The sequence below is a fragment of the Pigmentiphaga kullae genome (assembly GCF_004216695.1).
GTDB classification, from domain to species: domain Bacteria; phylum Pseudomonadota; class Gammaproteobacteria; order Burkholderiales; family Burkholderiaceae_B; genus Pigmentiphaga; species Pigmentiphaga kullae.
On sequence record NZ_SGXC01000001.1, the window covers coordinates 1,391,130 to 1,415,756 of the forward strand.

Annotated in this window: 28 protein-coding genes; 15 read left to right on the top strand and 13 right to left on the bottom strand. The window is 69.0% G+C overall.

Annotated features, from left to right (window positions below; genetic code table 11):
• The first annotated feature begins 44 nt into the window (after positions 1-44).
• The 3 genes from EV675_RS06845 (at position 45) to ychF (ending at position 3,108) form a co-directional block, all read left to right on the top strand.
• A complete protein-coding gene (locus EV675_RS06845) occupies positions 45-938 on the top strand; it encodes an alpha/beta hydrolase (protein WP_130356565.1) in 894 nt (297 codons plus the stop codon).
• A complete protein-coding gene (locus EV675_RS06850) occupies positions 935-1,924 on the top strand; it encodes a Bug family tripartite tricarboxylate transporter substrate binding protein (RefSeq protein ID WP_130356566.1) in 990 nt (329 codons plus the stop codon). The genes EV675_RS06845 and EV675_RS06850 overlap by 4 nt, the downstream gene beginning before the upstream one ends.
• A 92-nt stretch (positions 1,925-2,016) precedes the next feature.
• Positions 2,017-3,108, top strand: coding sequence for a redox-regulated ATPase YchF (gene ychF, locus EV675_RS06855; RefSeq protein WP_124687408.1), 1,092 nt, complete (start codon positions 2,017-2,019; stop codon positions 3,106-3,108).
• A gap of 91 nt (positions 3,109-3,199) precedes the next feature.
• Here ychF and EV675_RS06860 read toward each other — a convergent pair whose 3' ends face one another.
• The gene (locus tag EV675_RS06860; protein ID WP_130356567.1) at positions 3,200-3,823 is read right to left on the bottom strand and encodes a glutathione S-transferase family protein; all 624 of its coding nucleotides are present in this window, start codon (positions 3,821-3,823) and stop codon (positions 3,200-3,202) included.
• Positions 3,824-3,931: 108 nt separating this feature from the next.
• Between EV675_RS06860 and EV675_RS06865 the strand changes: the two genes are divergently transcribed.
• Positions 3,932-4,813 carry a LysR substrate-binding domain-containing protein gene (locus EV675_RS06865; RefSeq protein ID WP_130356568.1) on the top strand — a complete coding sequence of 294 codons (882 nt, stop codon included), beginning with the start codon at positions 3,932-3,934 and terminating at the stop codon, positions 4,811-4,813.
• Here the strand turns inward: EV675_RS06865 and EV675_RS06870 are convergent.
• A complete protein-coding gene (locus EV675_RS06870; RefSeq protein ID WP_423213217.1) occupies positions 4,732-6,264 on the bottom strand; it encodes an MFS transporter in 1,533 nt (510 codons plus the stop codon). The genes EV675_RS06865 and EV675_RS06870 overlap by 82 nt on opposite strands.
• 55 nt (positions 6,265-6,319) lie before the next feature.
• On the bottom strand, positions 6,320-7,060 hold the full coding sequence (locus tag EV675_RS06875; RefSeq protein WP_130356570.1) for a 3-oxoacyl-ACP reductase family protein: 741 nt from the start codon (positions 7,058-7,060) through the stop codon (positions 6,320-6,322).
• Positions 7,061-7,159: 99 nt separating this feature from the next.
• On the opposite strand from EV675_RS06875, the gene EV675_RS06880 reads away from it, so the two are divergent.
• Positions 7,160-7,753 (top strand): TetR/AcrR family transcriptional regulator, encoded by a 594-nt coding sequence (locus EV675_RS06880; protein ID WP_130356571.1) that lies wholly within the window; start codon positions 7,160-7,162, stop codon positions 7,751-7,753.
• A 54-nt stretch (positions 7,754-7,807) separates the two neighbouring features.
• Here EV675_RS06880 and EV675_RS06885 read toward each other — a convergent pair whose 3' ends face one another.
• Complete coding sequence (locus EV675_RS06885; protein ID WP_130356572.1) at positions 7,808-8,275, bottom strand: nucleoside deaminase; 468 nt, start codon at positions 8,273-8,275, stop codon at positions 7,808-7,810.
• A 119-nt stretch (positions 8,276-8,394) separates the two neighbouring features.
• Between EV675_RS06885 and cynR the strand changes: the two genes are divergently transcribed.
• The 3 genes from cynR (at position 8,395) to EV675_RS06900 (ending at position 10,436) form a co-directional block, all read left to right on the top strand.
• The gene (gene cynR, locus EV675_RS06890) at positions 8,395-9,294 is read left to right on the top strand and encodes a transcriptional regulator CynR (protein ID WP_130356573.1); all 900 of its coding nucleotides are present in this window, start codon (positions 8,395-8,397) and stop codon (positions 9,292-9,294) included.
• A 91-nt stretch (positions 9,295-9,385) separates the two neighbouring features.
• On the top strand, positions 9,386-9,982 hold the full coding sequence (locus tag EV675_RS06895) for a PadR family transcriptional regulator (RefSeq protein WP_130356574.1): 597 nt from the start codon (positions 9,386-9,388) through the stop codon (positions 9,980-9,982).
• Between the two features lies 1 nt (position 9,983).
• The gene (locus EV675_RS06900; protein ID WP_130356575.1) at positions 9,984-10,436 is read left to right on the top strand and encodes a Fur family transcriptional regulator; all 453 of its coding nucleotides are present in this window, start codon (positions 9,984-9,986) and stop codon (positions 10,434-10,436) included.
• On the opposite strand, the gene EV675_RS06905 is transcribed toward EV675_RS06900, so the two are convergent.
• Complete coding sequence (locus tag EV675_RS06905) at positions 10,433-10,879, bottom strand: MarR family winged helix-turn-helix transcriptional regulator (RefSeq protein WP_130356576.1); 447 nt, start codon at positions 10,877-10,879, stop codon at positions 10,433-10,435. The two genes, EV675_RS06900 and EV675_RS06905, sit on opposite strands and share 4 nt — an antisense overlap.
• Positions 10,876-12,474, bottom strand: a complete 1,599-nt coding sequence (locus tag EV675_RS06910) for an MDR family MFS transporter (protein ID WP_130356577.1) — start codon at positions 12,472-12,474, stop codon at positions 10,876-10,878. Before EV675_RS06910 ends, EV675_RS06905 begins: the two co-directional genes overlap by 4 nt.
• Positions 12,475-12,608: 134 nt before the next feature.
• Between EV675_RS06910 and EV675_RS06915 the strand changes: the two genes are divergently transcribed.
• From EV675_RS06915 to EV675_RS06925, 3 genes are all read left to right on the top strand, one after another.
• Entirely contained in the window at positions 12,609-13,397 is a 789-nt protein-coding gene (locus tag EV675_RS06915) for an EcsC family protein (RefSeq protein ID WP_130356578.1), read from the top strand.
• Between the two features lie 136 nt (positions 13,398-13,533).
• Positions 13,534-14,151, top strand: coding sequence for a DUF937 domain-containing protein (locus EV675_RS06920; protein WP_130356579.1), 618 nt, complete (start codon positions 13,534-13,536; stop codon positions 14,149-14,151).
• 1 nt (position 14,152) lies between these two features.
• Positions 14,153-14,833 carry an isochorismatase family protein gene (locus tag EV675_RS06925; protein ID WP_130356580.1) on the top strand — a complete coding sequence of 227 codons (681 nt, stop codon included), beginning with the start codon at positions 14,153-14,155 and terminating at the stop codon, positions 14,831-14,833.
• On the opposite strand, the gene EV675_RS06930 is transcribed toward EV675_RS06925, so the two are convergent.
• On the bottom strand, positions 14,805-15,605 hold the full coding sequence (locus EV675_RS06930; RefSeq protein WP_130356581.1) for a phosphatase PAP2 family protein: 801 nt from the start codon (positions 15,603-15,605) through the stop codon (positions 14,805-14,807). The two genes, EV675_RS06925 and EV675_RS06930, sit on opposite strands and share 29 nt — an antisense overlap.
• Positions 15,606-15,728: 123 nt before the next feature.
• Here EV675_RS06930 and EV675_RS06935 point away from each other — a divergent pair, with 123 nt between their 5' ends.
• Positions 15,729-16,688, top strand: a complete 960-nt coding sequence (locus EV675_RS06935) for a Bug family tripartite tricarboxylate transporter substrate binding protein (RefSeq protein ID WP_130356582.1) — start codon at positions 15,729-15,731, stop codon at positions 16,686-16,688.
• 11 nt (positions 16,689-16,699) lie between these two features.
• Here EV675_RS06935 and EV675_RS06940 read toward each other — a convergent pair whose 3' ends face one another.
• Together EV675_RS06940 and EV675_RS06945 are read right to left on the bottom strand one after the other, a co-directional pair.
• Entirely contained in the window at positions 16,700-18,010 is a 1,311-nt protein-coding gene (locus EV675_RS06940; protein ID WP_130356583.1) for a YfaP family protein, read from the bottom strand.
• Entirely contained in the window at positions 18,003-18,509 is a 507-nt protein-coding gene (locus tag EV675_RS06945) for a hypothetical protein (RefSeq protein ID WP_130356584.1), read from the bottom strand. Before EV675_RS06945 ends, EV675_RS06940 begins: the two co-directional genes overlap by 8 nt.
• Before the next feature lie 214 nt (positions 18,510-18,723).
• Here EV675_RS06945 and EV675_RS06950 point away from each other — a divergent pair, with 214 nt between their 5' ends.
• Complete coding sequence (locus EV675_RS06950; protein WP_130356585.1) at positions 18,724-19,752, top strand: porin; 1,029 nt, start codon at positions 18,724-18,726, stop codon at positions 19,750-19,752.
• An 8-nt stretch (positions 19,753-19,760) separates the two neighbouring features.
• Positions 19,761-20,684 carry a DUF808 domain-containing protein gene (locus EV675_RS06955; protein ID WP_130356586.1) on the top strand — a complete coding sequence of 308 codons (924 nt, stop codon included), beginning with the start codon at positions 19,761-19,763 and terminating at the stop codon, positions 20,682-20,684.
• A 7-nt stretch (positions 20,685-20,691) separates the two neighbouring features.
• Here the strand turns inward: EV675_RS06955 and EV675_RS06960 are convergent, their stop codons facing one another.
• Entirely contained in the window at positions 20,692-21,723 is a 1,032-nt protein-coding gene (locus EV675_RS06960) for a DUF5924 family protein (protein WP_130356587.1), read from the bottom strand.
• A 116-nt stretch (positions 21,724-21,839) separates the two neighbouring features.
• Positions 21,840-22,268, bottom strand: coding sequence for a VOC family protein (locus tag EV675_RS06965; RefSeq protein WP_130356588.1), 429 nt, complete (start codon positions 22,266-22,268; stop codon positions 21,840-21,842).
• 103 nt (positions 22,269-22,371) lie between these two features.
• Between EV675_RS06965 and EV675_RS06970 the strand changes: the two genes are divergently transcribed.
• Positions 22,372-23,016 (top strand): TetR/AcrR family transcriptional regulator, encoded by a 645-nt coding sequence (locus EV675_RS06970; protein WP_130356589.1) that lies wholly within the window; start codon positions 22,372-22,374, stop codon positions 23,014-23,016.
• Between the two features lie 5 nt (positions 23,017-23,021).
• On the opposite strand, the gene EV675_RS06975 is transcribed toward EV675_RS06970, so the two are convergent.
• Both EV675_RS06975 and sigJ read right to left on the bottom strand, forming a co-directional pair.
• Positions 23,022-23,504 carry an LEA/WHy family protein gene (locus tag EV675_RS06975; RefSeq protein ID WP_130356590.1) on the bottom strand — a complete coding sequence of 161 codons (483 nt, stop codon included), beginning with the start codon at positions 23,502-23,504 and terminating at the stop codon, positions 23,022-23,024.
• Positions 23,505-23,603: 99 nt separating this feature from the next.
• Positions 23,604-24,488: an RNA polymerase sigma factor SigJ gene (gene sigJ / locus EV675_RS06980; protein WP_130356591.1), complete on the bottom strand. Its 885-nt coding sequence runs from the start codon at positions 24,486-24,488 to the stop codon at positions 23,604-23,606.
• Positions 24,489-24,627: the final 139 nt, after the last annotated feature.

Sequence of the window (24,627 nt, forward strand, 5' to 3'; positions counted from 1 at the left end):
ATCCCCTTTGCTACCTTGAGCGGATCCCGTATCGGAATGCATGAATGAAAGCAGTCTTTGGAGACTACGACCAGGAAGCGCTGGACTACCAGTACGACAACCAGCGCTACTGCCCCACCTTCCGCCAGACCCTGGACGAGGGCGCGCGCCTGAGCCAGGAGGCCGTTTCCTTGCGCACGGAACACGACGTGCGCTGGGGCGCGCACCAGGATGCCCGGCTGGACATCTATGCGCCGGCCGGCGCCGGCCCTCATCCCGTCGTCGTCTACGTGCACGGCGGCGCCTGGCTGGGGCAGAACAAGGAAGAGAGCGCCTTCGCCGCGCCCGCCTTCGTGCGGGACGGCTGCATGTACGTGGCGCTGGGCTTTCCCCGCGCCTCGCAGGTTCCCTTCGCCGAGATGGTCGCGGCCGTGCGCGAAGGCGTCGGCTGGGTCGCGCGCAACATCGCCCGCCATGGCGGCGATCCTTCGCGCATCGTGCTGATCGGCCATTCCTCGGGCAGCCATCTGGTCACCCAGTGCCTGACCCACGACTGGACGGCGGCCGGCCTGCCGGGCAACGACTTCGCGGGCGCCGTGCTGGTCAGCGGCCTGGGCCATCTCGAACCCGTGCGCCTGTCGTATCGCAACCAGCGCCTGCACCTGACGCCCGAGCAGGTTCAGGAGTTCTCGCTGCTGGCCAACGAGCCCAGCGGCCGCACGCCGGTCGTGGTGGCGGTGGCCCGCGGCGACACCGACGAGTTCCGCCGCCAGAGCGGGGAAGTCGCCCGCTACTGGCGCGAACGCGGCCTGCTGGCTTCCGAGCACGTGTTCGAAGGCCGCCATCACTTCGATGTGATCCTCGACCTGTGCGACCGGTCGAGCACCCTGTATCGCGCCGTCATGCAGCTGATCGAGGGGAGCGGCGCCCGCCCCGACCAACGGAGAACCCCGACATGAGCAGCCTTCCCGATACGTCCCGCCGCGCGCTCGCGGCAGCCCTGGCGCTGTGCGCCGTCGGCACCGCCGCGCACGCCGCCGACAACTGGCCGTCGCGGCCCATACGCGTGGTCGTGCCCTACGCGCCCGGCAACGCCGGCGACGTGACCTTCCGCATCGTCCAGCAGGAATTGGAAGCCCGCCTGGGCGCGAATTTCTACATCGATAACAAGAGCGGGGCGTCGGGCAACATCGGTGCCGAGGACGTGGTGCGGTCCGCGCCCGACGGCTATACGCTGCTGCTGGGCGCGACCAACAACTTCGTCACCAACCAGTACCTGGCCAGGCTGCGCTACGACCCGGCCAAGGATCTCGTGCCGGTCACGGTCATCAATAACGCCCCGGCGGTGATCGTGGTCAATGCCAGCTTGCCGGCGAACAACCTGCCCGAACTGACCGCCTACGCCAAGAAGAACCCTGGCAAGCTCAACTACGGCACGCCGGGCAGCGGCACGGCGCCCCACTTGATCGGCGCGCTGTACGCGCAGTCCGCCGGCATAGAACTGGTGCACGTGCCTTATCGCGGCTCGCCGCCCGCGGTCCAGGCGCTGCTGGCGGGCGACGTCCAGATCTTCTTCGCCTCGGCCGGCATCAGCACCGTGGCGGGCCACATCGCCAGCGGCAAGCTCAAGCCGCTGGCCGTGGCGGCGCCGCAGCGCCTGCCCGCGCTGCCCCAGGTGCAGACCACCGCCGAGCAAGGCCTGCCCGACCTGGTGGCCGGCAACTGGTGGGGCCTGGCCGCCCCGGTGGGCACCGACCCCGCCATCGTCCAGAAGCTGGCCGACGCCGTGAAGGCCGCCGTCGCCAAGCCGGAAATCGCCCGGCAGTTCGAGAAACTGGGCCTGACCGCGGTCGGCAACAGCCCGGCCGAGTTCGGCGCCCAGATCCGGCGAGAGGCCGCCGTGTGGAAGGGCATCATCGAGAAGGCCGACATCAAGGCGGAGTGAGCGCGCCAGGGGGCAGGCGCGGCCGGGCTGCAACCGGGGTGGGGGCGGTACAATGCCCCCAGCTCCTTTCACGACAACATAGGTTTCCCCCCATGGCCCTCCAGTGCGGCATCGTGGGCCTGCCCAACGTCGGCAAGTCCACACTCTTCAACGCCTTGACCAAAGCCGGCATCGCCGCGGAAAACTACCCCTTCTGCACGATCGAACCCAACGTCGGCGTGGTCGAGGTTCCCGATCCGCGCCTCGATGCCCTGTCCGCCATCGTCAAGCCCGAGCGCGTCGTGCCCGCCACCGTCGAATTCGTCGACATCGCCGGCCTGGTGGCCGGCGCCAGCACCGGCGAAGGCCTGGGCAACCAGTTCCTGGCCCACATCCGCGAAACCGACGCCATCGTCAACGTCGTGCGCTGCTTCGAGGATTCCAACGTCATCCATGTGGCCGGCAAGGTCGATCCCATCGCGGATATCGAGGTGATCGAGACCGAACTGGCGCTGGCCGACATGCAGACCGCCGAGAAGGCCGTCCACCGCAACAACAAGACCGCCCGGTCCGGCGACAAGGACGCCGCCAAGCTCGTGGCCGTGCTGGAGAAGTGCGTGGCCCAGCTCAACATGGCCAAGCCGATACGCGCGCTCGACCTGTCCGACGAAGAGAAGGCCCTGATCAAGCCCCTGTGCTTCATCACCGCCAAGCCCGCCATGTACGTCGGCAACGTCAAGGAAGACGGCTTCACCAATAATCCCCTGCTGGACAAGCTGGTCGAATACGCCAACAAGCAGAACGCGCCTACCGTCGCCATCTGCGCCGCCATCGAGGCCGAACTGGGCGAGATGGAAGACGAGGACCGCGCGGTGTTCCTGGCCGACATGGGCATGGAAGAGCCCGGCCTGAACCGCCTGATCCGCGCCGGCTTCAAGCTGCTGGGCCTGCAGACCTACTTCACCGCCGGCGTGAAGGAAGTGCGCGCCTGGACCGTGCCCATCGGCGCCACCGCGCCGCAGGCCGCGGGCGTGATCCACACCGACTTCGAGCGCGGCTTCATCCGCGCGCAGACCATCGCGTTCGATGACTTCATCCAGTACAAGGGCGAAGCGGGCGCGAAGGAAGCGGGGAAGATGCGGGCGGAAGGGAAGGAGTACATCGTCAAGGATGGGGATGTGATGAACTTCTTGTTCAACGTCTGACCATGCTTGCGCCTACCCGGGAACGGGTGGGCCGTTTCTCGACATCCCCGACCTGGCGTGCCCTGGGCGGGGATGTTTCATTTGTGCGCGATCAAGCCCCCGTTGCCGGCGCGGGCAGCGTGACCCCCTTGCGCACCGCCGGCCTTGCAGCCACGCGCTCATGCCATGCCGACAAATGCCGATGCCGGCTGAAGTCGAAGCCGATGATGCGCGCGATGTGCGTCCAGCCGAAGGTCGCGATGTCGGCGATGGAGTACGCGTCGCCGGCCAGGTAGGGATGCCCGGCCAGGCGGGCGTCGAGCACGGCGAAGATGTCTTCCGTCAGGCCCTGGTAGCGGGCGATGGCGGTGGGCAGGCGTTCCTGGGCGAACAGCTCGAAATGCACGCGCTGTCCGATGATGGGCCCCATGCTGGACGCATGGAACTGCAGCCACTTGATCGCCTCCCAACGCCCCAGGGTGTCGCGCGGCAGCAGCCGGCCGGTCTTTTCGGCGAGATAGAGCAGGATGGCGGCCGATTCGAACAGCGCGACGCCGGTGGCATCGTCGGTCATCGCGGGAATGCGGCCATGCGGGTTGAGCGCCAGGAAGTCCGGCTGCCGGTGGTCGCCCTGGTCGATGCGCACATGATGCAGGCGATAGGGCAGCGCCAGTTCTTCCAGGGCGATGGTGGCCTTGAAGCCGTTGGGCGAGCTGTCGGTGTAGAGGTCGATCATGAAGAAGAAGGGCTAAACTCGAAAGGGGATGGGTTCGTACATTTTCCTCACCGGAAAAGGAAAAACAAAACGATTTGAGCTGCTCCTAAAATTTAGAAAATCTAAACCATGAGTCCTGTGTTTCCTCTTCTTGCCCTGCGCGCATTTGCGGAGGTCGGGCGCCATGGCAGCATGAAGCGCGCGGCCGCATCGCTGGGGGTCACGTCGGGGGCCGTCAGCCAGCAGATCCGTCAGTTGGAAGAGCGGGTCGGCATGCCGTTGTTCCTTCGCAGCCATCACAAGATGGTGCTGACCGAAGCGGGAGCGCGGGTGCATCCGTTGCTGCGGGGCGCGTTCGACCAGATCGAGCATGCCCTGCGGATGCTGGAAACCGAACGCGCCCGCAAGACGATCTCGCTCAGCACGGTGCCTTCCTTCGCCGCTTCCTGGCTGGTGCCCAGGCTGGGTAGCTTCACCACCCGCCATCCGGACATCGAGATCCGCGTCGAGGCCTCCACGGCGCTGGCGGATCTGCGGCGAGATGGGGTCGATATCGCCATCCGCCACGGGCTGGGCGATTATCCGGACCTGTTGTCGGAGCGTCTGATGACGCCGGTGCTGGTTCCGGTCGGCAGTCCCGCGCTGCTCGCGGCGGGCGCGCCGATCCGCGAGCCCGCCGACTGCCTGGCTTATCCGCTGCTGCAGGATGCCGACCGCGCGGACTGGGCGCTGTGGCTGGCGGCGCATGGCGAATCCGATGATCCGCGCGCCGCGCGCGGCACGGCGTTCGAGGACGACTATCTGCTGATCCGCGCGGCCCAGGCCGGGCAGGGGCTGGCGCTGGTGCCCCGGGAGTACGCGCGCGAGGAGATCGCCGCAGGCCGCCTCGCGCAGGCGCTGGACAAGCCCTGGCCGGCACGCTTCGCCTACTACCTGGTGATGCGGCCGGACGTGGCGCTGCGGCCGGAGGTCGGGGCGTTCGTGGATTGGATCAAGGAGCAGGCGCGGTAGGCAGCGGGTCTGAGCAGTAGCCAGGCCGCCAGCGCCCCCGCCAGGGCCAGCGCCGCCAGGACGAGAAGCAGGGCGCGGAAGGCGTCGGCGTACACCGCCACCAGTAGGGCCCGGCCTTCGCCGCCGAGCTGCGCGGCCGCATGGTCCAGCGCTCCCGCCGCCATGTCGTTGGCGATGGCCGCAATGGCGGCCGGTTCGTGCAAGGCCTGAGCCAGGCCCGTCTGCGTCAGCGCCAGCAGCAGCGCCGCCGCGGCCGCGAGCGCGACCGCCTCGCCCGCGAGCCGCATGGTCGAGAAGATGCCGGTAGCCATGCCCGCGCGCTCCTTCGGCACCACGCTGACCGACAGGTCGTCCATCAGTCCCCACGGTAGCCCGGTGCCCGCGCCTATCAGCAGCATGGGCCAGACGATGGCCGTGGACTGCTGGCCCAACGGTATCGCGGCCAGCCACACCAGCCCGGCGGCCGCCACCACCAGGCCCGCCGCGGACAGCCCGCCCGCCGGATACCTGCGCGCCAGCATCCCCGCCAGGAACGGCACGATGGCCATGGGCAGAGACAGCGGGATCATCATCAGGCCGGCCTGGATCTCCGAATAGCCTTCGACGCCGATGAAGCCTATGGGCAGGAGGATCAGCAGCACGACGAAGCACACGGCCGTCGCCAGCGGCAGCAATTGCACGCCCACGAAACGGCGATAGCGGAACAGCGACAGATCGAGCATGGGCCGCGCCTGCCGCCGCTCGATGGCGACGAACGCCGCCAGCAGGGCGAGCGATCCGCCCAGCAGCGCGAGCACGGCCGGACTGGTCCAGCCGTATTGGGGGCCGGTCACGATGCCGAAGATCAGCAGGCTTAGCGCGGCGGTGAAGGTCGCGGTTCCCCAGGCGTCGATGCCGCGCGCGTCCGGATCGCGCGTCTCGCGCATCCGTGGTACGCCCACGAACAGCACCAGCAGGCCGATGCCCGTGCCCGACAGGAAGATGGCCCGCCAGCCGAAGTGCTCGATCAGCAGGCCCGACCAGATCGGCCCGAAGGCCAGGCCGCCGCCGAACGTGGTGCCCAGCAGGCTGAAGGCGCGCGTGCGCGCCGGGCCGTCGAACTCCTGGGCCAGCGAGGCCGCGCCGCCCGCCATGGCCATCGCCGCCGCGATGCCCTGCGCGCCGCGCAGCAGGTCCAGCACCAGCAGATTGGGGGCGAAGGCGGTCACGGCCGACAGCAGGGTGAAGCCGAGCACCCCCAGGCGGAAGATGCGCTTGCGGCCGTACTGGTCGGCCAGCGTGCCGGCCGCCAGCACGAAGCTGCCGAACGCGAGCACGAAGGCGTTCACGATCCAGGCCAGCGCGATGGGGCTGCCGCCGAGGTCCCGCGCGATGGCCGGGGTAGCCACGGCGGGACCGGTGAAGCTGAGCGGCATCATGAGTCCCGCCAGGCAGACGGCGGCCAGGACGATGGCCTTGCCGGCGTCGGCGTGGTGGTGGGTGGAGGCGGTCGTTTCCATGTCCGGCTCAGATGTTGTAGCCGCCGTCTATGGTCAGCGCGGTGCCGGTGACGAAGCGGCTCTCGGCGCTGGCCAGATAGGCGACCAGCCCGGCCACGTCCTCGCCTTCGCCGTAGTGCCCCAGCGCCATCAGCGCGCGCAGGCCGTCCGCGCGGTCGCCGTCGGCCGGGTTCATGTCGGTGTCGATCGGGCCGGGCTGGACCAGGTTGGCGGTGATGCCGCGCGGGCCCAGGTCGCGCGCCATGCCCTTGGTCAGGCCGATCAGCGCGGACTTGCTCATGGCATAGAGCGTCGAGCCGGGGGCCGGCACGCGATCGGCGTTGCAGCTGCCGATCGTGATGATGCGGCCGCCTTGCCCCATGCGCGCCGCCGCGGCCTGGGCGCCCGTGAAGGCGGCGCGCACGTTCACCGCCATCACGCGGTCGAATTCCTCGACGGTGAAGTCCTCCAGCGCTTTCCAGTAGCCGATCCCGGCGTTGCTGACCAGGATGTCGAGCCGGCCGAATTCCTCCACGACACGCGCCACCGCCTGCGCGGGGGCGTGCGGCTCGGCGCTGTCGCTGCGCAGGGCCACGGCGCGCCGGCCCGTTGCGCGCAGTTCGCCGGCCACCGCCTCGGCCTTGTCCGGCGAACTGGCGTAGGTGATCGCCACATCCGCGCCCTCGCGCGCCAGGCGCAGCGCGATGGCCGCGCCTATGCCACGGCTCGCGCCGGTTACCAAGGCCACTTTTCCTGACAATCGGGACATGCTTTGCTCCATTTCCATAATGATCGTTATAAAATGATCCCCGACCTCTTCACGGAGCGTCAAGAATTTTTATATCGATCGTTACAAAAAAGGTGCGATATGGCTGAACGGGGACGCCCGCGCGGCTTCGACCGCGACGCGGCCTTGCAGCGGGCAATGGAAGTTTTCTGGGAGCGCGGCTATGAAGGCACGTCGCTGTCGGACCTGACGACGGCGATGGGCATCAACGCGCCCAGCCTGTACGGGGCCTTCGGCGGCAAGGAGGCCCTGTTCCGCGAGGCCGTGGAGCGCTATCGCCACACCGACGGCGGGATGACCGACGTGGCGCTGCGCAAGGGCAAGACCGCGCGGGCGGCGGTCGAAGGCATGCTGATGGCCGCCGCGACGGCGCTGACGCTGCCGGGCAAGCCCAAGGGATGCTTCGTGGTGCTGGGGGCGACCAACTGCACGCCGGCCAATCAAGGCATGGCGGCGTTCCTGCGGAGCCATCGGCTGGCCTCGACCCAGCACGTGCGCGAACGGCTGGAACAGGGGGTGGCCGATGGGGAACTGTCGCCGGAGGTCGACCTGGATACGCTGGCCCGGTATTTCACGACTGTCGTGCAGGGCATGTCGTTGCAGGCGCGGGATGGAGTAAAGCGCGCGGAACTGGAGCGAGTGGCCCGGGCCGCAATGGCGATCTGGCCAGGGTAGTCCCGGACCTTCCTGCGGTGGACGCTGCTTTCGCCGATGGCTTCGCCTCGTCCTTCAGGCGCGTTCGCTGACCACGGCGCGCCACGATTCGTACAACTGCGGCGCGGGCGAAATCGGATAGTGGACGATGTTGATGGACTGTTCCGACAACGGCAGGGCCAGTTCGCGGTAGACCGGCGCGGACGACAGTCCGTAGGGTTCGGCGTCGTCGTTCGAATAGGCGTAGAAGACCTCGCGTATGCCGGTCATGTGGATCGCGGCCAGGCACATCGGGCAGGGTTGCGCGCTGGCGTACACCACACAGCCGTCCAGGCGCGGCGAGCCCAGCGCGCGGCAGGCCGCGCGGATGGCGGACAGCTCGGCGTGGGCGGTGGGGTCGGCGCACGAGAGTATCTGGTTGACGCCGGTACCGATGACCGAACCATTCCTGACGATGACCGCGCCGAAGGGGCGGCCGCCGCATTCCGCGTTCTTGCGGGCGAGATCGACCGCCATGCGCAGGAAATGCTCGGGCATGTTCATGTTGCTGTCTCCCAATGAGGACGGATCGATGGCAGGACATCGATCTTACGTTGCGCGATCAATAAGGTAAAAGACGGATTTATTATCTTTTCGATAATTTCTTCTTATAAGGTCCGTCCATGCTGCTCCGACCCATCCATTATTTCCTGGCCGTGGCCGAGCATCGCAGCTTCACGCGCGCCGCCGCGGCGCTGCATGTCTCGCAGCCGGCGCTGTCGCAGCAGATACGGCAGCTGGAAGAGATGCTGGAGGCGCGGCTGTTCGACCGGACGGGGCGCGCGACGCGGCTCACGGATGCGGGCCACGTCTATTTCAAGCACGCCCGCAAGGCTTTGCAGGACCTGGAGGAAGGCCGGCGCGCGATCCACGATGTGGGCGACCTGAGCCGGGGGTCGTTGCGGCTGGCCGTGACGCCCACCTTCGCCTCGTATCTGGTCGGACCGCTGGTCGAGCGCTTTCACGCCCGCCATCCGAATGTCTCGCTGATCCTGCGCGAGATGCCGCAGGAGCGCATCGAGGCGCTGCTGGCGGACGACGAATATGACGTGGGCATAGGATTCGAGGAAGTGCGCTCGCCCGAGATCGCGTCGCAGCGGCTGCTGGTGGAGACGCTGGCGCTGGTGGTCGGCAGCCGGCACCCGCTGGCCGGCAGGCGGCGGATGCCGCTGAAGGCGCTGGACACCGAATCGCTGGTATTGCTGACCGCCGAGTTCGCGACGCGCGAACAGATCGATCGCTACTGCCGCCGGCATGGCCTGCGCCCCCGCGTCCTGATGGAGGCCAATTCGCTGGGCGCCGTCATCGAGATCGTGCGGCGCACTTCGTTGTCCACCTTGCTGCCGGCCACCATCGCCGGCGACCGGGACGGTCTGGCATCGATCGCGCTCGCGCCGTCCCTGCTCGAAAGAACCGCGGTGCTGATGCAGCGGCGCGGCGCCTACCAGACCGCGGCGGCGCGTGAGTTCGTCCGGCTCGCGCTGGAACACGGCGAAGGCGGGGGCGGGCGCAAGCGTGGCTAGATAGCCTCGCCGGGGGCTTGCATATCGAAAAGAACGTCTATACGATACACACAAACGATATATCGTTTAACTGTATCGAAGGAGTATTCGTATGTTTCACCCTCACAGAATGTGGGCCGCCTGGCCCGCGTGGATGGCGGGACGGGGCGGCCATCGCGGCCGCGACCCGTTCGACATGGATGGCCGTGGCCGTGGCGGTTTCGGCGATGGCGGCCGCGGTTTCGGCCGGGGCGGGCGCGTCTTCGGGCCGGGCGACCTGCGGCTGGTGCTGCTGGCGCTGATCGCCGAACGTCCCAGCTCGGGCTATGAATTGATCAAGGAACTCGAGCAGCGCTTCGGCGGCGTCTATGCGCCCAGCCCCGGCTCGGTCTACCCGACCCTGACGCTGCTGGAAGAGCAGGGGCACATCCGCGCCGCCGGCGTGGAAGGCGCCAAGCGTTCGTTCGAGATCACCGACGAAGGCCGGGCCTTCCTGCAGGAAAACCGGCCCATGGTCGATGCCGTGCTGCACCGGATGAACATCACCGCCCAGTCGATGTCCGGCCGCGCCATGCCGGGCTCGGTGCACCAGGCCATGCACACGCTGCGCGCGGCGCTGGTCTTTCACTCGCGCGGCTGGGACGAGGCCGAGACGCGGCGGGTGCTGGACGTCCTGGAAAAGGCCGCCCGGGACATCAGCGGAGGTTAGGATGCTGGCGCCACGAAGCCAGATCGCGTCGCGGCCGCCGGCGCTGGCCGGGATGCGCGCCACCAAGGGCCGGCAGGCCGTGCTTGCCGCGCTGGAGGAAGCCTCCGACCACCCCACGGCGGAAGACCTGCTGATGCGCGCCCGCAAGGCGGATCCCGCGCTGAGCCTGTCTTCCGTCTATCGCATCCTGAAGGAGTTCCACGATCGCGGCATGGTCCGCCGGCACGTGTTCACGCAGGGGCGGGCCGTCTGGGAACTGGCGCAGCGCGCGCTGCACGCGCACCTGATCGATGTCCGGACGGGCGAGATCGTGGAGCTGCCCGAGGCCGACCTGGTGCGCACGTACCAGGCGGCTGCCGAGGCGCTGGGGTATCGGTTGCGGGACGTCAGGCTGGAACTGTACGGCGAGCGCATCGATCCCGGTCACGCTCAGCGGCCGCACGGCCAGCCTTAGGCTGGCTGGCTCGGTGCCGCCGCCCGCCGAAAATTGCCCTCCAGCGTCTCCAGCGTTCGCAGCAGCGCATCCAGCTCCTTCTCCGACAGGCCTTGCAGGACCTCGTCGAGGAAAGCCGCCCGCCGGGGCATGGCCTCGTCGACCACTTGCTGTCCGGCCGCCGTCAGGCTGACGTTGGTCTGGCGATTGTCCTGGGCATCCACCTGCCGAGCGATCCAGCCCAGTTGTTCCATGGCGTGGAGCAGCCGCGTCAGCGACGCCGGGTCCAGGCGGCAGCGTTCGGCCAGGAGCTTTTGCGGGCAGGTGCCGTGCTCGGACAGCGTCAGCAGGATGCGCCAGCGCGGCAGCGCATGGCCGATGCGGCCGCTGAAACCCGCCTGCATGGCGCGGTAGGTCTGGCCCAGGCGCTGGATGACCTGCAGGCCGCGTTGTTCGCGGTTCACGGCGTGTCCCCGGAGGCAGGCTGTTTGCCGCGCTCGGGGCGCACGATCTGGATGGCCGGCACGCGCCGCACCAGCCACAGTCCGATCAGGGCGATCAGCACCGCGAGGATCTGGCCGTTGTGGATGCCCGAGACCAGGGCCTCGCGCACGTGTTCGAGCAGTTCGGTGGCCTGGCCGCCATGCTGGGCGAGCTGCTCGGCCAGCGTGCGCTGCGCCTGCGGATCCACCAGGACCTGCGGATTGTGCAACTGCGGCAGCCATTGCAGCGCGTTCTCCGATTGCAGCACGTCGGTGACGCGCCATAGGTAGCTGTGCGAGACGATGGTGCCCACGATGGCCGTGCCCAGCATGCCGCCCACCATGCGTGTCGATTGCAGCGTGGCGGTGGCGATGCCCAGGTGCGTGCGGTCGGCGGTGTGCTGGGCGAAGATCGTCAGGTTCGGCATGGTGAAGCCTATGCCTATGCCGGCCAGGAACATGTAGAACGCGAAGAGCGCGTGCGGCGTGTCGTGGTGGGTGGTGACGACTCCCAGGCAGGCCAGCGCCAGCGTGGAAAAGCCCGCGTACAGCATGCGGTTGGGCTTGTCGATGTGGCTGATGATGCGGCCGTTCAGGATGCTGCCCACAGTGATGCAGGCGGCCATGGGCGTAATGAGCAGGCCGGCTTCCTGGGGCGACAGTCCGAAGCCGCCCTGCAGCAGCAGCGGCGCGTAGAACATCAGCGCGAAGATGATGAAGCCCACCAGCGTCGCCAGCACGAACAGCACGGCCAGCGCCGGGTTGCGGAACATGTCGATGGGCAGCAGCGGCTGCGGGCAGCGCTGTTCCCAGAAGTACAGGCCGGCGAACGCGGCCAGGCTGCCGGCTCCCAGCAGCAGCACCGTGGTCGAGCCGGCGCCCTTGGGCAGCAGTTCCACGACCATCTGCAGGCAGCCCAGCGCCACCGCGATCAGCAGCGCGCCGGGCCAGTCGAGCTGTATCTTGCCGGCCGTGTGGTGGCGGATGCGCGGCAGGAAGCGCGCGACGAACAGGATTCCCAGGATACCGACCGGCAGGTTGACGTAGAACACCGAGCGCCAGCCGTATTGCTCGGTCATCACGCCGCCCAGCGAGGGGCCGATGGCGTTGGCGATGCCGAAGGCGGAACTGACGATGATCTGCCAGCGCAGGCGCACGCGCGGCTCGGGGAACAGGTCCGGGATGCAGGCGAACGCGCAGCCCACCAGCATGCCGCCGCCTATGCCCTGCAGGCCCCGCGCCACGACCAGCCACAGCATGCTGGTGGCTGCGCCGCACAGCACCGAGGCCAGCGTGAAGACGAAGATGGCGGCGATCACGAACGGCTTGCGGCCGTAGTAGTCGCCCAGCCGGCCGAAGATGGGCACGGTGATGACCGACGGCAGCAGGTAGGCGGTGGCCACCCACGCGTACAGGTCGAATCCCCGCAGCTCGGCCACGATGGTGGGCAGCGCGGTACCCACGACGGTCTGGTCGATGGCGACCATCATCATGACGAAGCACATGCCGAGGACGGCCATCAGCGATTGCCGGAAGGGCAGGACCTGGCCTTCGGAATGCTGGGAAAGCGTGGACATGGGAAGATGCCAAAATCATTGATTGATCAATGATTGTAGTCCTCCCCGCGTTTGGAGGGGCGGGACCGGCGCGCCGCGGCGGGCGTAGGGACTTTTTGTTTAACATGGACCAGGACGTTTTCCGAGGACTTGCCATGCCGCTTTCCGAATCCGACCTGCAGGAACTGGCGCGGGCCCGGCACCTGCTGGAGCACCCGGGCATCGCCGCGCGCATCGCGGGGATCGCCGGCAAGCCCATCGAGCGCACGCTGGCCGCGCTGCCGGACCGGGTGTCGTCGATGATCGACGAGATCGCCCGCCGTTCCATCAGCAAGGCGCTGGACGTGGCGGTCAAGACCATGGACCCGACCCGGCCGGCGGCCGCCGCCGACTGGTGGCACAAGCTGGCGGCCGGGGCCTCGGGCGCCGCTGGCGGCGCCTTCGGCATGGCGGGGCTGGCCGTGGAACTGCCGATCTCGACCACCATCATGCTGCGCTCCATCGCCGACATCGCCCGCAGCCAGGGCGAGGACCTGAAGACGCCGGAATCGCGGCTGGAGTGCCTGCACGTGCTGGCGCTGGGCGGTTCCTCGAAGGCCGACGACGCGACCGACGCCGGCTATTTCGCCTCGCGCGCCGCGCTGGCGCAGGCCATCGCCTCGGCCAGCCAGTACCTCGCCCAGCACGGCACGGCCAAAGGCAGCGCGCCGGTGCTGGTCCGGCTGATCTCCGAGGTCGCCTCGCGCTTCTCGATCGCGGTGTCCGAGAAGGCGCTGGCCCAGGCGGTGCCGATGATAGGAGCCATCGGCGGCGGGGCGATCAATGCGCTGTTCATCGATCATTTCCAGGACATGGGGCGGGGCCACTTCACTGTGCGGAGGCTGGAACGGGCACATGGGACCGAGGCCGTGCGCGAGGCGTATCTCGCGCTGCCGCGACGCTGACCGCCCCGCTGCCGCCGAGTCGAAACAATCGTTTTCGCCAGACGTATCAGTCTGTTAACGTCATGCGCGCTCGTGCATGGCGAGCTACGATGGCCCCTGGGCCGGCACCGCGCCGGCGTCTTCAGCGAGAATCGCCATGAACGCCTCCTCTTCCCTGTCAGACGAACTGATGTCCCAGCTGCAAGGCGCCCCCTTGCAGCAGCTCGCGCAGCAACTGGGCACGGACACCGCCCAGACCCAGCAGGCCGTGGGCGCCGCGCTGCCCCTGCTGCTGGGCGCGATGGGCAACAACGCGGCCCAGCCGCAGGGCGCGCAGGCGCTGTTCGGCGCGCTGCAGGACCACGGCGGGGGTGGCGGCCTGGAAGGCATGCTGGGGTCGCTGCTGGGCGGCGGCGGCAACGCGGGGGCGCAATCGGATGGCGGCGCCATCCTGGGCCACATCTTCGGTACGAACCAGCAGCGCGCCGAGACCGGGCTGGGCGAGGCCACCGGCCTGGGCGGCGGCAATGCCGCCAATCTGCTGAAGATGCTCGCCCCCATCGTGATGGCCTTCCTGGCGCAGCGTGTGCAGGCGGGTGGAATGACGCCGGACAGCCTGGGCAACACGCTGGGCCAGGAGCGCGATGCCGCGCGCCAGCAGGGTGGCCTGGGCGGGGGCCTGCTGGGCGCGCTGCTCGACCAGAACGGCGACGGGCAGGTAGGCCTGGAGGACCTGATCAAGATCGGTGGCAGCCTCCTGGGCGGCCGGCGCTAGCATGCATACGCTACCGATACGCCAGCACATCGTCGATCGCGTCATTGCCCGGCGCGGCCGCCTCCATCTGCACGAGCGGCTGGACCCGGCCAGGACCGCACTGGTCGTCATCGACATGCAGCCCACCTTCGTCGCCCCCGGCAGCCCGGCCGAGGTCCCCGAGTCCCGCTCCATCGTCGGCAACATCAACACCCTGGCCCGCATGCTGCGCCGCCGGGGCGGGCTGGTCGCGTGGGTCACGCACGCGAACCTGCCGGTGGGGCAGGGGTCGGATTGGTCCGGCTTCTACGACCATTTCGTGGCCGCCGACGTCCGCGCCCGCACCATCGAGGCGAACGCGCCGCGGCCGGCGTCCGAGGCGTTGTGGCAGGGCATGGAGCCCGCCCCGGGCGACGTCCACCTGGCCAAGAACCGCTACAGCGCGCTGGCGCATGGTTCGTCCGGGCTGGAGCGGGTGCTGCGCAGCGCGGGGATCACCCATCTGCTGATCGCCGGCACCAAGACCAACATCTGCTGCGAGTCCACCGGCCGCGACGCGATGATGCTGGACTTCTTTCCCATCATGGTGGCGGACTGCCTGGCGGCCCTGTCCGACGAGGAGCACCGGGCGGCGCTGGAGACCTTCGTGCAGAACTTCGGCGACGTGCGCGAGGTCAGCGAGATCGAGGGCCTGATGGCGTGAGCCCGTGCGAGCGGTCTGTCCGCTCGCGCACGGCCACGCATGCCATCAGCCAGGCCGCCGTCACCGCGAAGGCGGCGATGACGTCGCTCAGGTAGTGCACCTGCAGCATCACCCGGCTGTAGCCGACGCTGGCGATCAGGCCGGCCGCCAGCATGGCCATGGCCTGGCGCCACGCCGGCGGGGCGCTGCTTGCCAGCAGATAAGCCAGCATGCCGTAGACCGCCATCGCGCCGGTGGCGTGTCCACTGGGGAAACTCCACCCCAGTTCCTGGGTGAAGCCGTGCAGGTGTTCGGGGCGGACCCGCTGGAACACGCTTTTGAGCAGCACGTTCAGTCCCGCCGCGCCCAGCGTGCCCGCCAGCCACAGCGCCGCGTCGCGCCAGCGGCGGCGGCCCAGCAGCACGACCGCCACCAGGGTGCCCAGCCCCAGCAGGAAGTCGCGGTCGCCGGCCACGGTCAGCACTGCCAGGAAGCGCAGCCACGCGGGCGAGGCGCGCTCGGCCAGAGTCTCGGCCAGAGTCTTGTCGAATACCACCAGCCGCGATTCGGTCACGACGTTGGCGGCGATCAGTCCGAACACGGCGGCGCCGCCCACGATCAGCGCGGCCATGACGCGCGACCGGCGGGCGGGGGAAGCCCGGCTCGCGTCCAGCAGTCCGCCCACCCACAGGCCGAGCGCGCAGGCGCCGGCCAGCCAGGCAAGAAAGGCAAGGCCGGCGTAGCGGCCGGCGATCAATTCCAGGGTCGTCATCGTGTGGGTCTCGCCATCCATGCCGCGTCATCACCTGCCGGCAATGGCCACATTGCCTCGCGCCTATGGCGGGCAAGGCGTCCGCCTTCTACAGTGCAGCGATCGGACGCGCACCACGATACATGACAACAACGGAGACGGCACATGATCCGAGCGTTATGGCACGGCCTGATGGCGGCCATTCTTGTGGCGCCGCTCGCCCCGGCGGCGGCCGCCTACCCGGAGCGGCCGATACGGCTCATCGTTCCCTTCGTGGCGGGCGGTTCGATCGACCGCGTGGCGCGCCTGCTGGCCGAGCGCATCCAGGCCCGGACGGGGCAGCCGGTCATCGTCGACAACCGGACCGGCGCGACCGGCAACATCGGCACCCAGGCGGTCGTGGCGGCGCCGCCGGACGGCTATACGCTGCTGATGCAGACCTCGGCGCTGGCCATCACCCCCTGGCTGTCCCGGCTGCCCTTCGACGTGGAGCGCGACCTCGTACCCGTGACCCGGATCGCGCGCACGCCCTACGCGCTGGTCGTCAGGACGTCCCTGCCGGTGGATTCGTTCGAAGCCTTCGTGGCCTACGCGGCCGCCCATCCCGGCAAGCTGACCTGTTCGAGCTACGGCGTGGGGTCGCCGCCTCACCTGGCGCTGGAGCTGATCAAGCAGGCGGCCTCGGTCGACATCGTCCACGTCCCGTACCGCAGTTTTTCGCAGGTCGCGCCCGGCTTTGCCTCCGGACAGCTCGACTGCGGCATCGACACGCCGACGAACGTGCAGCCCCTGGTCGACACGGGCACCGTCCGCGTGCTGGGCGTGACCTCGGCCGAGCCCTTCTTCCTGTTCCCGTCGGCCCGGCCCATGGCCGGCCGCTACCCGGGCACGGAAGTCGAGGGCTTCCAGCTGCTGTTCGTCGCCAAGGGCACGCCGCCGGACATCGTGGATCGCATCCACGTCGAGTTCGCCCGTGTCCTGCGCGATGCCGAGGTTGAAAAACAGCTCCGGGCCATGGGCTTCGTGCCGGTGGGCGACGACCCCCGCTCGGCGGCGGCCGGCTTCGCCAGGGACTACGCGCGTTTCGGCCAGGTGATCAAGGAGCGTGGCATACGCGCCGAGTGATCCGAGCGCTTCTAGTGGACGGTTGCCGTCCAGGCCGGTCCGGACCGGGCCACCGCGACGCGCAGGACGATGAGTGGGGAGCTGTCCCCTGCCTCGCCGCGCGGCGGGCCCGCATCCACCTGGACCGTGCGGACCACGCCCTGGTCCGCGGTGGCGATCTGCAACATCGCCTGCCTGCCGGCGGGCGCCGCGTAGTTGTTCAAGCCCACGCTGAAGATGCCGGCCTGCAGGCGCTGCGGATCGCAGGTCGCGTGATAGTGCTCCGGACCATGGCCCGCGGTGTTGTCGAGATCGAGGGTGCCGCTGGCGCCCAGGCGCGCGCCATAGTGGACGTGGTCGCCGCCCGGCTCCAGTACATGGAGATCGATGTCGCCTTCCCCATCCCAGGCCAGCGTGGCGGTGAAGAACCCCGGGCTCGCCCGGGGCTCGGGGGCCTTCAGCGCCAGCAGGCCGTCGGCCATCAGCGCGCCGGCGGCGGGCCGACCGTTGCGGTCCGCGTCGAGATAGGTTTCGATCAACCGATGGCCGGACGCGTCGCGGGTCGAAGGCGGGATCCAGAGGTTGGGCGGCGGCGGGGCGCCCGGCACGACGCCGCGCAGCGCCGCGATGACCAGGTCGTTGCCCGACAGCAGGTGGGGGCCGTTGATGCGGGCCGACGCGGGCGCGATGTGGACGGCCGCGAGCGATGCCGGATCCGGCAGGGCCCGGTACGCGGCGTTCAGGAAGAAGTTGCCTTGCGAATGGCCCACCAGCAGGACGCCCCGACCCAGCGCATGCAACGCGCGCAGGCGCAGCCGATGGGCGGCGTAGTCGATCCCGGTGGGCGGATCGGCCGCGAACGAGGTGGCGTCGGCGAGCAGGCGGGCGTTGCGCGCCTCGGTCAGCGCGACGGCGAGGTCGTAGGCCCGGGGCAGCACCGCCGCTATCTTGCGCCAGCCGTCCTGGCGGCCATCGACGATTTCCCAGAACAGCTCCCAGCGGTGGCGCAGGGCGTCGTCCAGTTCCGCGGCACGCTGCGCGAAGGCTTCCACCAGGTCTTCGATGCCCTTGCGCGCTCCACGCTGCAAGCCGCTGGCGTTGTAGAACACCTCGGCCCCGACGGCGAACGTGGCGCGGGCGGGGTGCTGCCGCAGCGCTTCGTCCAGCGTGCCGAGCAGCGCCCGCGCGCCGCTGGCGGCGGTGTCGGGCGTGTTCCAGACGCCATTGAAGAAGGCCAGGGTGTGGGTATGGGCGGGGCACAGGTCCGTTGCCCTCGCGCCTTGCGCCACCAGGCCCGCTGCCGCCAGCAGCGCCAGTGCCCATCGGCGCGTAGCCTTATTCATCGCAGCCGTCGCCGACGGGCAGCGACAGGATGGCGCCGTCCAGCGCGGCGGAATAATCGAGGTAGGCCAGGACCCGGGCCTGGGTGTTGGCGGACATCTTGCGCATGTCGGCCACGGCGTCCGCCCCCTCGGCGCCGGAAGCGCTGCGCGCCATCACGCAGGCCACCGCCCGGCTGGTGCGCCAGGCCGCTTCCTGCGCCGCGACGGAGTCGCCTCGGGACAGCAGGGCGTCCCGGAACGAGCGGGCGAGCTGCCTGAGCGCGTCCTGCCGCGCGGCTGCTCCGCCCCGGCGGGCGATCCATGCATCGATGTCGTCGCGCACGCCGTTGCCGTCGGCATCGGGCCCGCCCAGGTCCTCGGAGCGGTCCAGCACGGGCAGCTCGCCCTGGCGTTCCAGGTCGGCGATGGAGCGGGGCTGCCGCGGGGCGGAGTCTTGGCCGCCGCAGGCGGCAAGCAGGAGCAGGAAGGGGGCAAGAATGCCCAAGTGGCGTGGCGTCATGGCCATCCCATGCGTGGCTTTCCTTCGCCCGCATGGCGAAGGCGTCCCGGCCGGTGCGGAGCGGGCGAGGCGCCATTAAGCCGGGATCCGCACGCGCGTGGGGGGCGGGCGCGGCGACTTGTCCGTCGGGGGTTGTACGTAGGCGGCGCTTTGCCAAGCGGCGCCGATCGCGCCACACTTGCGTCGGGTTTCGTTTTTCCAGGCATGCCGAAACATGACAAGATCGCATCGCACCTGGCTGGCCGTACTGTCCGCGTGGCTGGTGCCGGCAAGCGCGGCATGCGCCCAGTCGTCCATGACCCTGTACGGGGTGGTCGACGCCGGCATTTACCGCCTGGCGCGCGGCGCCACCTCCATCGGCAACATCCAGCGCAGCTACTGGGGCATCAAGGGGATCGAGGACCTGGGCAACGGCTATGCCGCCCTGTTCCATCTCCAGTCGCGCTTCGAGATCGACACCGGCCGGCTGGAGGCCAGCGGCGGCGCGCCGCTGTTCTACGGCGAGTCCACCGTGGGCGTGAAAGGGCCCTTCGGCCAGTTGCGGCTGGGGCGGGCCATGACGCCCATGTGGGCGCTCGATTGGCAGTTCGACCCCTGGTACAACTTCGACCGCGTGGCTTCCATCGCCTGGCAGATCTACCACCCGGCGTACCGGACGGATCCCTATCGCAACGGACCGCTGGGCGACTACAACCGCGCGAACAACGGCGTGTTCTACGACTCGCCGGTCGCGCGCGGCTGGTCGGTGCACCTGGCGGCCAACGGCGAGCGCAGCAAGGTGCCCGACGCCAACGGTACGGTCGAAAGCAAGCGCGGGCTGGCAGCCGGCGTCAACTACGACGACGGCGCGGCGACTTTCCTGGTTTCCGCCGAACGCAACAGCGTGAACGACAAGACCTATTTCGTCGGCCTGGCCTACGGGTCGGGCCCGACGCGGGTCATGGCCTCCGCCAACCTGACCGACCTGACGGCGGCCAGCCAGGTGTTCCTGGGCGAGAGCCGCCGGCGCCGCACCAGCGCCATGCTGGCCGCCACCCACCGCATCGGCGCGGCTACGTTCAAGGTCGGCGTGGGCCGGGACTTCCAGGGCTACGGCCGCAGCGGCGCGACGAACTACGTCAGCGCCGGCGTATCGTATGCGCTGTCCAGGCGCACGCAGGTCTACGCCGGATTGGGCCACGGGCGGCCATCCAGCGAAGGCAGCCGGACCAACGTGGGCATGGGCGTGAATCACAGTTTCTAGGAACCCCGATGGCAGGAAGCAGCTTCTTCGCCTTGCTCGACGATATCGCGTCGGTTCTGGACGACATCTCGTTGATGACCAAGGTTGCCGCCAAGAAGACGGCGGGCGTGCTGGGCGACGATCTGGCCCTGAACGCGCAGCAGGTAACCGGCGTGTCGGTGAACCGCGAACTGCCGGTGGTATGGGCGGTCGCCAAGGGTTCGCTGCGCAACAAGGCCATCCTGGTGCCGGCGGCGCTGATCATCAGCGCCTTCGCGCCATGGGCGATCCAGCCGCTGCTGATGGTGGGCGGTGCCTTCCTGTGTTTCGAGGGCGCCGAGAAACTGGCCGGGAAATTCCTGCCCGGACACGACAAGGAGGCCCGGCACGACGAGCGGCGCAGGGCGCTGGAGGACCCGGGCGTGGACATGGTGGCCTTCGAGCGCGACAAGATCCGCGGCGCCGTGCGCACCGACTTCATCCTGTCCGCCGAGATCGTCGCGATTTCGCTGGGAACGGTGGCCGGCGCGGGTTTCGGTACACAGGTGGCCGTGCTGGTGGGTATCGCGTTGCTGATGACCGTCGGCGTCTATGGCATCGTGGCCGGCGTGGTTAAGCTGGACGATGCCGGGGCGTATCTGGGCGCGCGGCGGTCCGCGCCGGCGCGCGCCGTCGGCCGGGCCATCGTCGGCGCCGCGCCGTTCCTGATGCGCAGCCTGTCGGTCATCGGCACGGTGGCGATGTTCGCGGTGGGGGGCTCGATCCTGACGCACGGCCTGCAAGCCGTCCACGGCGGCATCGAACGCCTGGCCCATGGCGCGGCCGGCCTGCCCGCGATCGGCGGCATTGCGGCGGCGGTGTTGCCCGTGCTGCTCAACATAGCGTTCGGCGTGGTCGCCGGCGCGGTGATCGTGCTCGTGGTCGAGCTCGCCCGCAAGCTGCTCCGGAAATAGTGCCGGCCTACGGCGCCGGGGCCGCGTCGCCCTCAACGCGAAAGCGCAGCGTGCCTATCATCTGGCCGGCGTCCGTCACCACCTTGACCTGCCAGCGGCCGCGGGCGTCGGCGGGGAAGTTCTGCTTGTGGGTCCAGGCCCGATAGCCTTCCTTGCGTCCGCCGCGGATGTCCAGCGCAATGCGGTCCACCTCGCGCCCGTCGTGCAGCCAGACGTGGTAGATGTGCTCTTCCAGGCCCAGCGGCGCGTTGATCGAGGTGTAGGCGTAGATGCCCTGGTCGCGCATCTGGGCGGGCGTCACGGTGCGCAGGCGCTCGCCGGCCTGCATGTTGAGGCTGTCCATGCTGGTCGAAACGGCGACCTCGGTCAGCCACAGCGTGGCGGGGGGCACCCACAGGCGCAGCAGCCATCCCACGGAGCCGAGCGCAAGCATCAGCGCCACGACCGCCCATTTGCGCCAGCGGGCTTCCAGCGGAACCAGCTCGGCCAGCGTGGGGAAGGACAGCAGCACCGCGACACCCAGCGCGAGCTTGTAGCTGTTGCCCGTCGGGATGTGCAGGACCAGGGGCAGCGCGGTCAGCAGCACCGCGAACAGCGTGAAGGTGTGATACGTCAGGAACACCCAGCGGCGGGTCGACAGCCACCGGAAATACAGCGGATCGACCAGCGCCACCAGCGCGGCGGCGCCCACCAGTCCGGTGAACAGCGCCTGGCCGCTGTTCCAGGTCGTGGCGGTGTACAGGAAGGGCAGCACGAAGAACAGGCCTTCCTGGTGGATCATCTGCGTGCCGTAGCGCAGCACGGGTATCGGTATGGTCCAGCCGAAGCGCCGTTCGATGCGCCGCCGCAGGGCCCGTTCCAGCATCAGCCAGATCCAGCTCACCAGCATCACCGCCGCGATCACGCGCGCAAAGGCCTCGTGGCGCTCGACGGTGAAGAAACTGACCACCCCGGACGCGAAGCCGAAGGCCGCGATGGTGCCGGGGTAGCGCTGGGCCAGCGCGATGAGGCGAAGGGGGATGGTTTTCCAGATAGGCACGGCGGAGCCAGCCGGGCATGTAGAAAAATGCCAGGGGCCGTCTCATGTTAGCACCGGGAAGAACGGCGCTTCGCGCGGCTCCTCCCGGTGCCGCTTCGTTCCTTCCCGGACCCCGGTCAGGGGGCGACCTGCACCATCCAGGTCACGCCGAAGCGGTCGGTCACCATGCCGAAGCGCGACGAGAAGAAGGTGGGCGTCATCGGCGCGATCACGGTGCCGCCGTCGCCCAGGGCCGCGAACTTGCGTTCCGCGTCGGCGTCGTCGGCCACGCTCAGCGCCAGCGAGACGCCCTTGAATTCGGCGGGGCCCTTGCACATGCCGTCCGATCCCATCACGACGGCACCGCCGATCTCCAGCGACATGTGCATGATCTTGTTCTCCGAACCCGGCGGCGGCGCGCAGTTCTCGTTGTCGCTGTCGCCTGCGGCTGGCGGAGCGTCCTTGAAGCGCAGCATCATCGTGACCCGGGCGCCGAGCGCCTTGGCGTAGAACTCGGCCGCTTCCTCGGCCCGGCCTTCGAAGAAAAGATAGGGCTGGATATGCATGACGGTCTCCTCGTCTGACTGCTGGATGAAGGTGGGTGAAAAATTGTGGACGCTGTACACATAAGTTATCAGAGATAATGTACAGTGTCCACATGGAGTTCCCATGACCAGCGCCGTCACCCCGCCCGCCTCGCGCAGCACCTACCGCCACGGCGACCTGCGCCGCGCCCTGCTGGAAGCGGGCATCGAGCTTGCCCGCCAGGGCGGCCCGTCGGCGATCGTGCTGCGCGAAGCCACACGCCGCGCCGGCGTCGTCCCGAACGCCGCCTACCGCCACTTCGCCAGCCGGGAAGACCTGCTGCTGGCGGTGCGGGCCGCCGCGTTGTCTGCGTTGGCCAGCGCCATGGAAACCGAACTCGACAAACTGGACGGCAACAGCCCGCCCGCCGACTACGCCCGCGCCAGCCTGCGCGCGGTGGGCGCGGGCTACCTGCGTTTCGCCCGGCTCGAGCCCGGCCTGTTCCGCACCGCCTTCGCGCCGGCCGACGGGCCGCTGAAGGTGCCCGACGCGGACAAGGCCGGCCGCAGCGGACTGGATCCGTTCCAGTTGCTCAGCGCCGCGCTGGACCGCATGGCGGCGGCGGGGCTGCTGACGCCGGAACGCCGCTTCGCCGCCGAATACCTGGCCTGGTCGTCCGTGCATGGGCTGGCCATGCTGGTAATAGACGGACCGCTGCGCAGCTTCAGCGCCGCGCAGATGGAAGAGGTGGGGCAGCGGCTGCTGGAGATGGTGGAGAAGGGGCTGTAGGGGCCTCAGTAACCGGGCAGGCTCAGGCTGCCCTTGTCCGAAAACCGCGTCGTGCCGAACATGCCGCCCGACAGCTTGCCGCGGACCACATAGGGAATGTCGTCCAGGCGCGAACCGTCCGCCAGGCCCAGCGCCTGCCGGATCGCGCTGAACGCGGACACCGACACCGGCACCGTCAGCACGGTCTCGCCGAAGCGGGGCACGCTGCCGCGTTCGTTGCTGACGCCCGTCGCGAAGCGTTTGCCGTTCAACTCCAGCTCCAGCGCGGCGCCGTCGTAGTCCACCGCGGAGTCGTTGGGGTTCTGGACCCGCAGCTTGACCGCCATCCGCATCTCCAGGCCCTGGCCTTCCAGGGGTTCGACGCCGGCGACCTGCACGTTGAGCGGGTCGCGGCCGGGCAGGCTGGCGCAGCCGGCCAGCGCCAGGGCCAGCAGGCCCGCCAGGGCGGCCCGGCGCGGCGACGAAAAACCATGGGAAGTCAGGTGCATGATCGGTGCCTGTGAAAGCCGCGTAGCCTTCATCTTAGGAACGTGGCGCACGGGCCGCAAAACTTGTTACCTCTTGCCGCAAGGCCTGCAAGAACCGCCTCACGGGCCCTGGAAACAGTCGAGCTTGTCCGGGTTGCGCATCAGGTAGATGTTCGATACCGCGCCATTCTCGTCGTAGGCGAAGGTCAGCGCGCCGATGATCACGCCGTTCTCGCGCAGCAGCACGCCCTTGGCGCCGCTGATGTCGGCCACGATCCAGTCCATGCCCTGCCAGAACCGTATCAGGCCGCGCTCGACGAAACGCATGACGGACACCTTGCCCATCAGTTCCTGCCGCAGCGTGATGGCCTTGCCGCCGCCGTCCGACGAGAAGCGGACGTCGTCCGACAGCAGCGCCGCCAGCGGCCCCGTGCCGCGGCCGTTGATGGCGTCCTGGAAAGCCGACAGCAACTGCTCCTGGCGTTCGGCCGGCGTGGTATGCCGGACCTTGCTGGACTCGATGGCCTCGCGCGCCCGCGAGACCAGCTTGCGGCAGGCGCTTTCCTGCATGCCCAACGTGGCGGCGATGTCCGGGTAGGGGGTGTCGAAGATCTCGTGCAGCAGGTACGCGGCCCGCTCTTTGGGCGTAAGCCGCTCCAGCACCAGCAGGAAAGCCGTGGTCAGCGACGATGCCAACTCCAGCCGCGACTCCGGGGTGTCGTCCTCGCGGGTATGGATGGGCTCGGGCAGCCACGAACCCACGTAGTCCACCCGCGTCCGGTGCGCCGCGCGCAGCATGTCCACGCACAGGTTGGTGCAGATGCTGGTCAGCCATGCCGCCGGATTCGCGATCGCGCCGCGATCCGCGTGCATCCACTTGATGAAGGTCTCCTGCACGGCATCCTCGGCATCCGCCCGCGTGCCCAGCATGCGATACGCCAGCCCGAACAGGAACCGCCGGCGTGCTTCGAAGAACTCCGTGCCATCACCCGTCATCATGTCCATCGGTGCATCGATACCTGGAGCCGGTTCCACAGATGGATGCTCATGGCGATCTCCAAAAAAGGTCTACGCTGTATGACGAGCGAGCCCGCCGGTTTGTGACGTCCCGGCGCGACGCCGTCCGGAATCCCGGACCAGATGG

What these genes read in the sequence shown, in the direction of transcription:
- EV675_RS06845 (WP_130356565.1), top strand. Translation starts at nt 45, where the DNA reads ATGAAAGCAGTCTTTGGAGACTACGACCAGGAAGCGCTGGACTACCAG.
- EV675_RS06850 (WP_130356566.1), top strand. Translation starts at nt 935, where the DNA reads ATGAGCAGCCTTCCCGATACGTCCCGCCGCGCGCTCGCGGCAGCCCTG.
- ychF (WP_124687408.1), top strand. Translation starts at nt 2,017, where the DNA reads ATGGCCCTCCAGTGCGGCATCGTGGGCCTGCCCAACGTCGGCAAGTCC.
- EV675_RS06860 (WP_130356567.1), bottom strand. Translation starts at nt 3,823, where the DNA reads ATGATCGACCTCTACACCGACAGCTCGCCCAACGGCTTCAAGGCCACC.
- EV675_RS06865 (WP_130356568.1), top strand. Translation starts at nt 3,932, where the DNA reads ATGAGTCCTGTGTTTCCTCTTCTTGCCCTGCGCGCATTTGCGGAGGTC.
- EV675_RS06875 (WP_130356570.1), bottom strand. Translation starts at nt 7,060, where the DNA reads ATGTCCCGATTGTCAGGAAAAGTGGCCTTGGTAACCGGCGCGAGCCGT.
- EV675_RS06880 (WP_130356571.1), top strand. Translation starts at nt 7,160, where the DNA reads ATGGCTGAACGGGGACGCCCGCGCGGCTTCGACCGCGACGCGGCCTTG.
- EV675_RS06885 (WP_130356572.1), bottom strand. Translation starts at nt 8,275, where the DNA reads ATGAACATGCCCGAGCATTTCCTGCGCATGGCGGTCGATCTCGCCCGC.
- cynR (WP_130356573.1), top strand. Translation starts at nt 8,395, where the DNA reads ATGCTGCTCCGACCCATCCATTATTTCCTGGCCGTGGCCGAGCATCGC.
- EV675_RS06895 (WP_130356574.1), top strand. Translation starts at nt 9,386, where the DNA reads ATGTTTCACCCTCACAGAATGTGGGCCGCCTGGCCCGCGTGGATGGCG.
- EV675_RS06900 (WP_130356575.1), top strand. Translation starts at nt 9,984, where the DNA reads ATGCTGGCGCCACGAAGCCAGATCGCGTCGCGGCCGCCGGCGCTGGCC.
- EV675_RS06910 (WP_130356577.1), bottom strand. Translation starts at nt 12,474, where the DNA reads ATGTCCACGCTTTCCCAGCATTCCGAAGGCCAGGTCCTGCCCTTCCGG.
- EV675_RS06915 (WP_130356578.1), top strand. Translation starts at nt 12,609, where the DNA reads ATGCCGCTTTCCGAATCCGACCTGCAGGAACTGGCGCGGGCCCGGCAC.
- EV675_RS06920 (WP_130356579.1), top strand. Translation starts at nt 13,534, where the DNA reads ATGAACGCCTCCTCTTCCCTGTCAGACGAACTGATGTCCCAGCTGCAA.
- EV675_RS06925 (WP_130356580.1), top strand. Translation starts at nt 14,153, where the DNA reads ATGCATACGCTACCGATACGCCAGCACATCGTCGATCGCGTCATTGCC.
- EV675_RS06930 (WP_130356581.1), bottom strand. Translation starts at nt 15,605, where the DNA reads ATGGATGGCGAGACCCACACGATGACGACCCTGGAATTGATCGCCGGC.
- EV675_RS06935 (WP_130356582.1), top strand. Translation starts at nt 15,729, where the DNA reads ATGATCCGAGCGTTATGGCACGGCCTGATGGCGGCCATTCTTGTGGCG.
- EV675_RS06940 (WP_130356583.1), bottom strand. Translation starts at nt 18,010, where the DNA reads ATGAATAAGGCTACGCGCCGATGGGCACTGGCGCTGCTGGCGGCAGCG.
- EV675_RS06945 (WP_130356584.1), bottom strand. Translation starts at nt 18,509, where the DNA reads ATGACGCCACGCCACTTGGGCATTCTTGCCCCCTTCCTGCTCCTGCTT.
- EV675_RS06950 (WP_130356585.1), top strand. Translation starts at nt 18,724, where the DNA reads ATGACAAGATCGCATCGCACCTGGCTGGCCGTACTGTCCGCGTGGCTG.
- EV675_RS06955 (WP_130356586.1), top strand. Translation starts at nt 19,761, where the DNA reads ATGGCAGGAAGCAGCTTCTTCGCCTTGCTCGACGATATCGCGTCGGTT.
- EV675_RS06965 (WP_130356588.1), bottom strand. Translation starts at nt 22,268, where the DNA reads ATGCATATCCAGCCCTATCTTTTCTTCGAAGGCCGGGCCGAGGAAGCG.
- EV675_RS06970 (WP_130356589.1), top strand. Translation starts at nt 22,372, where the DNA reads ATGACCAGCGCCGTCACCCCGCCCGCCTCGCGCAGCACCTACCGCCAC.
- EV675_RS06975 (WP_130356590.1), bottom strand. Translation starts at nt 23,504, where the DNA reads ATGCACCTGACTTCCCATGGTTTTTCGTCGCCGCGCCGGGCCGCCCTG.
- sigJ (WP_130356591.1), bottom strand. Translation starts at nt 24,488, where the DNA reads ATGGACATGATGACGGGTGATGGCACGGAGTTCTTCGAAGCACGCCGG.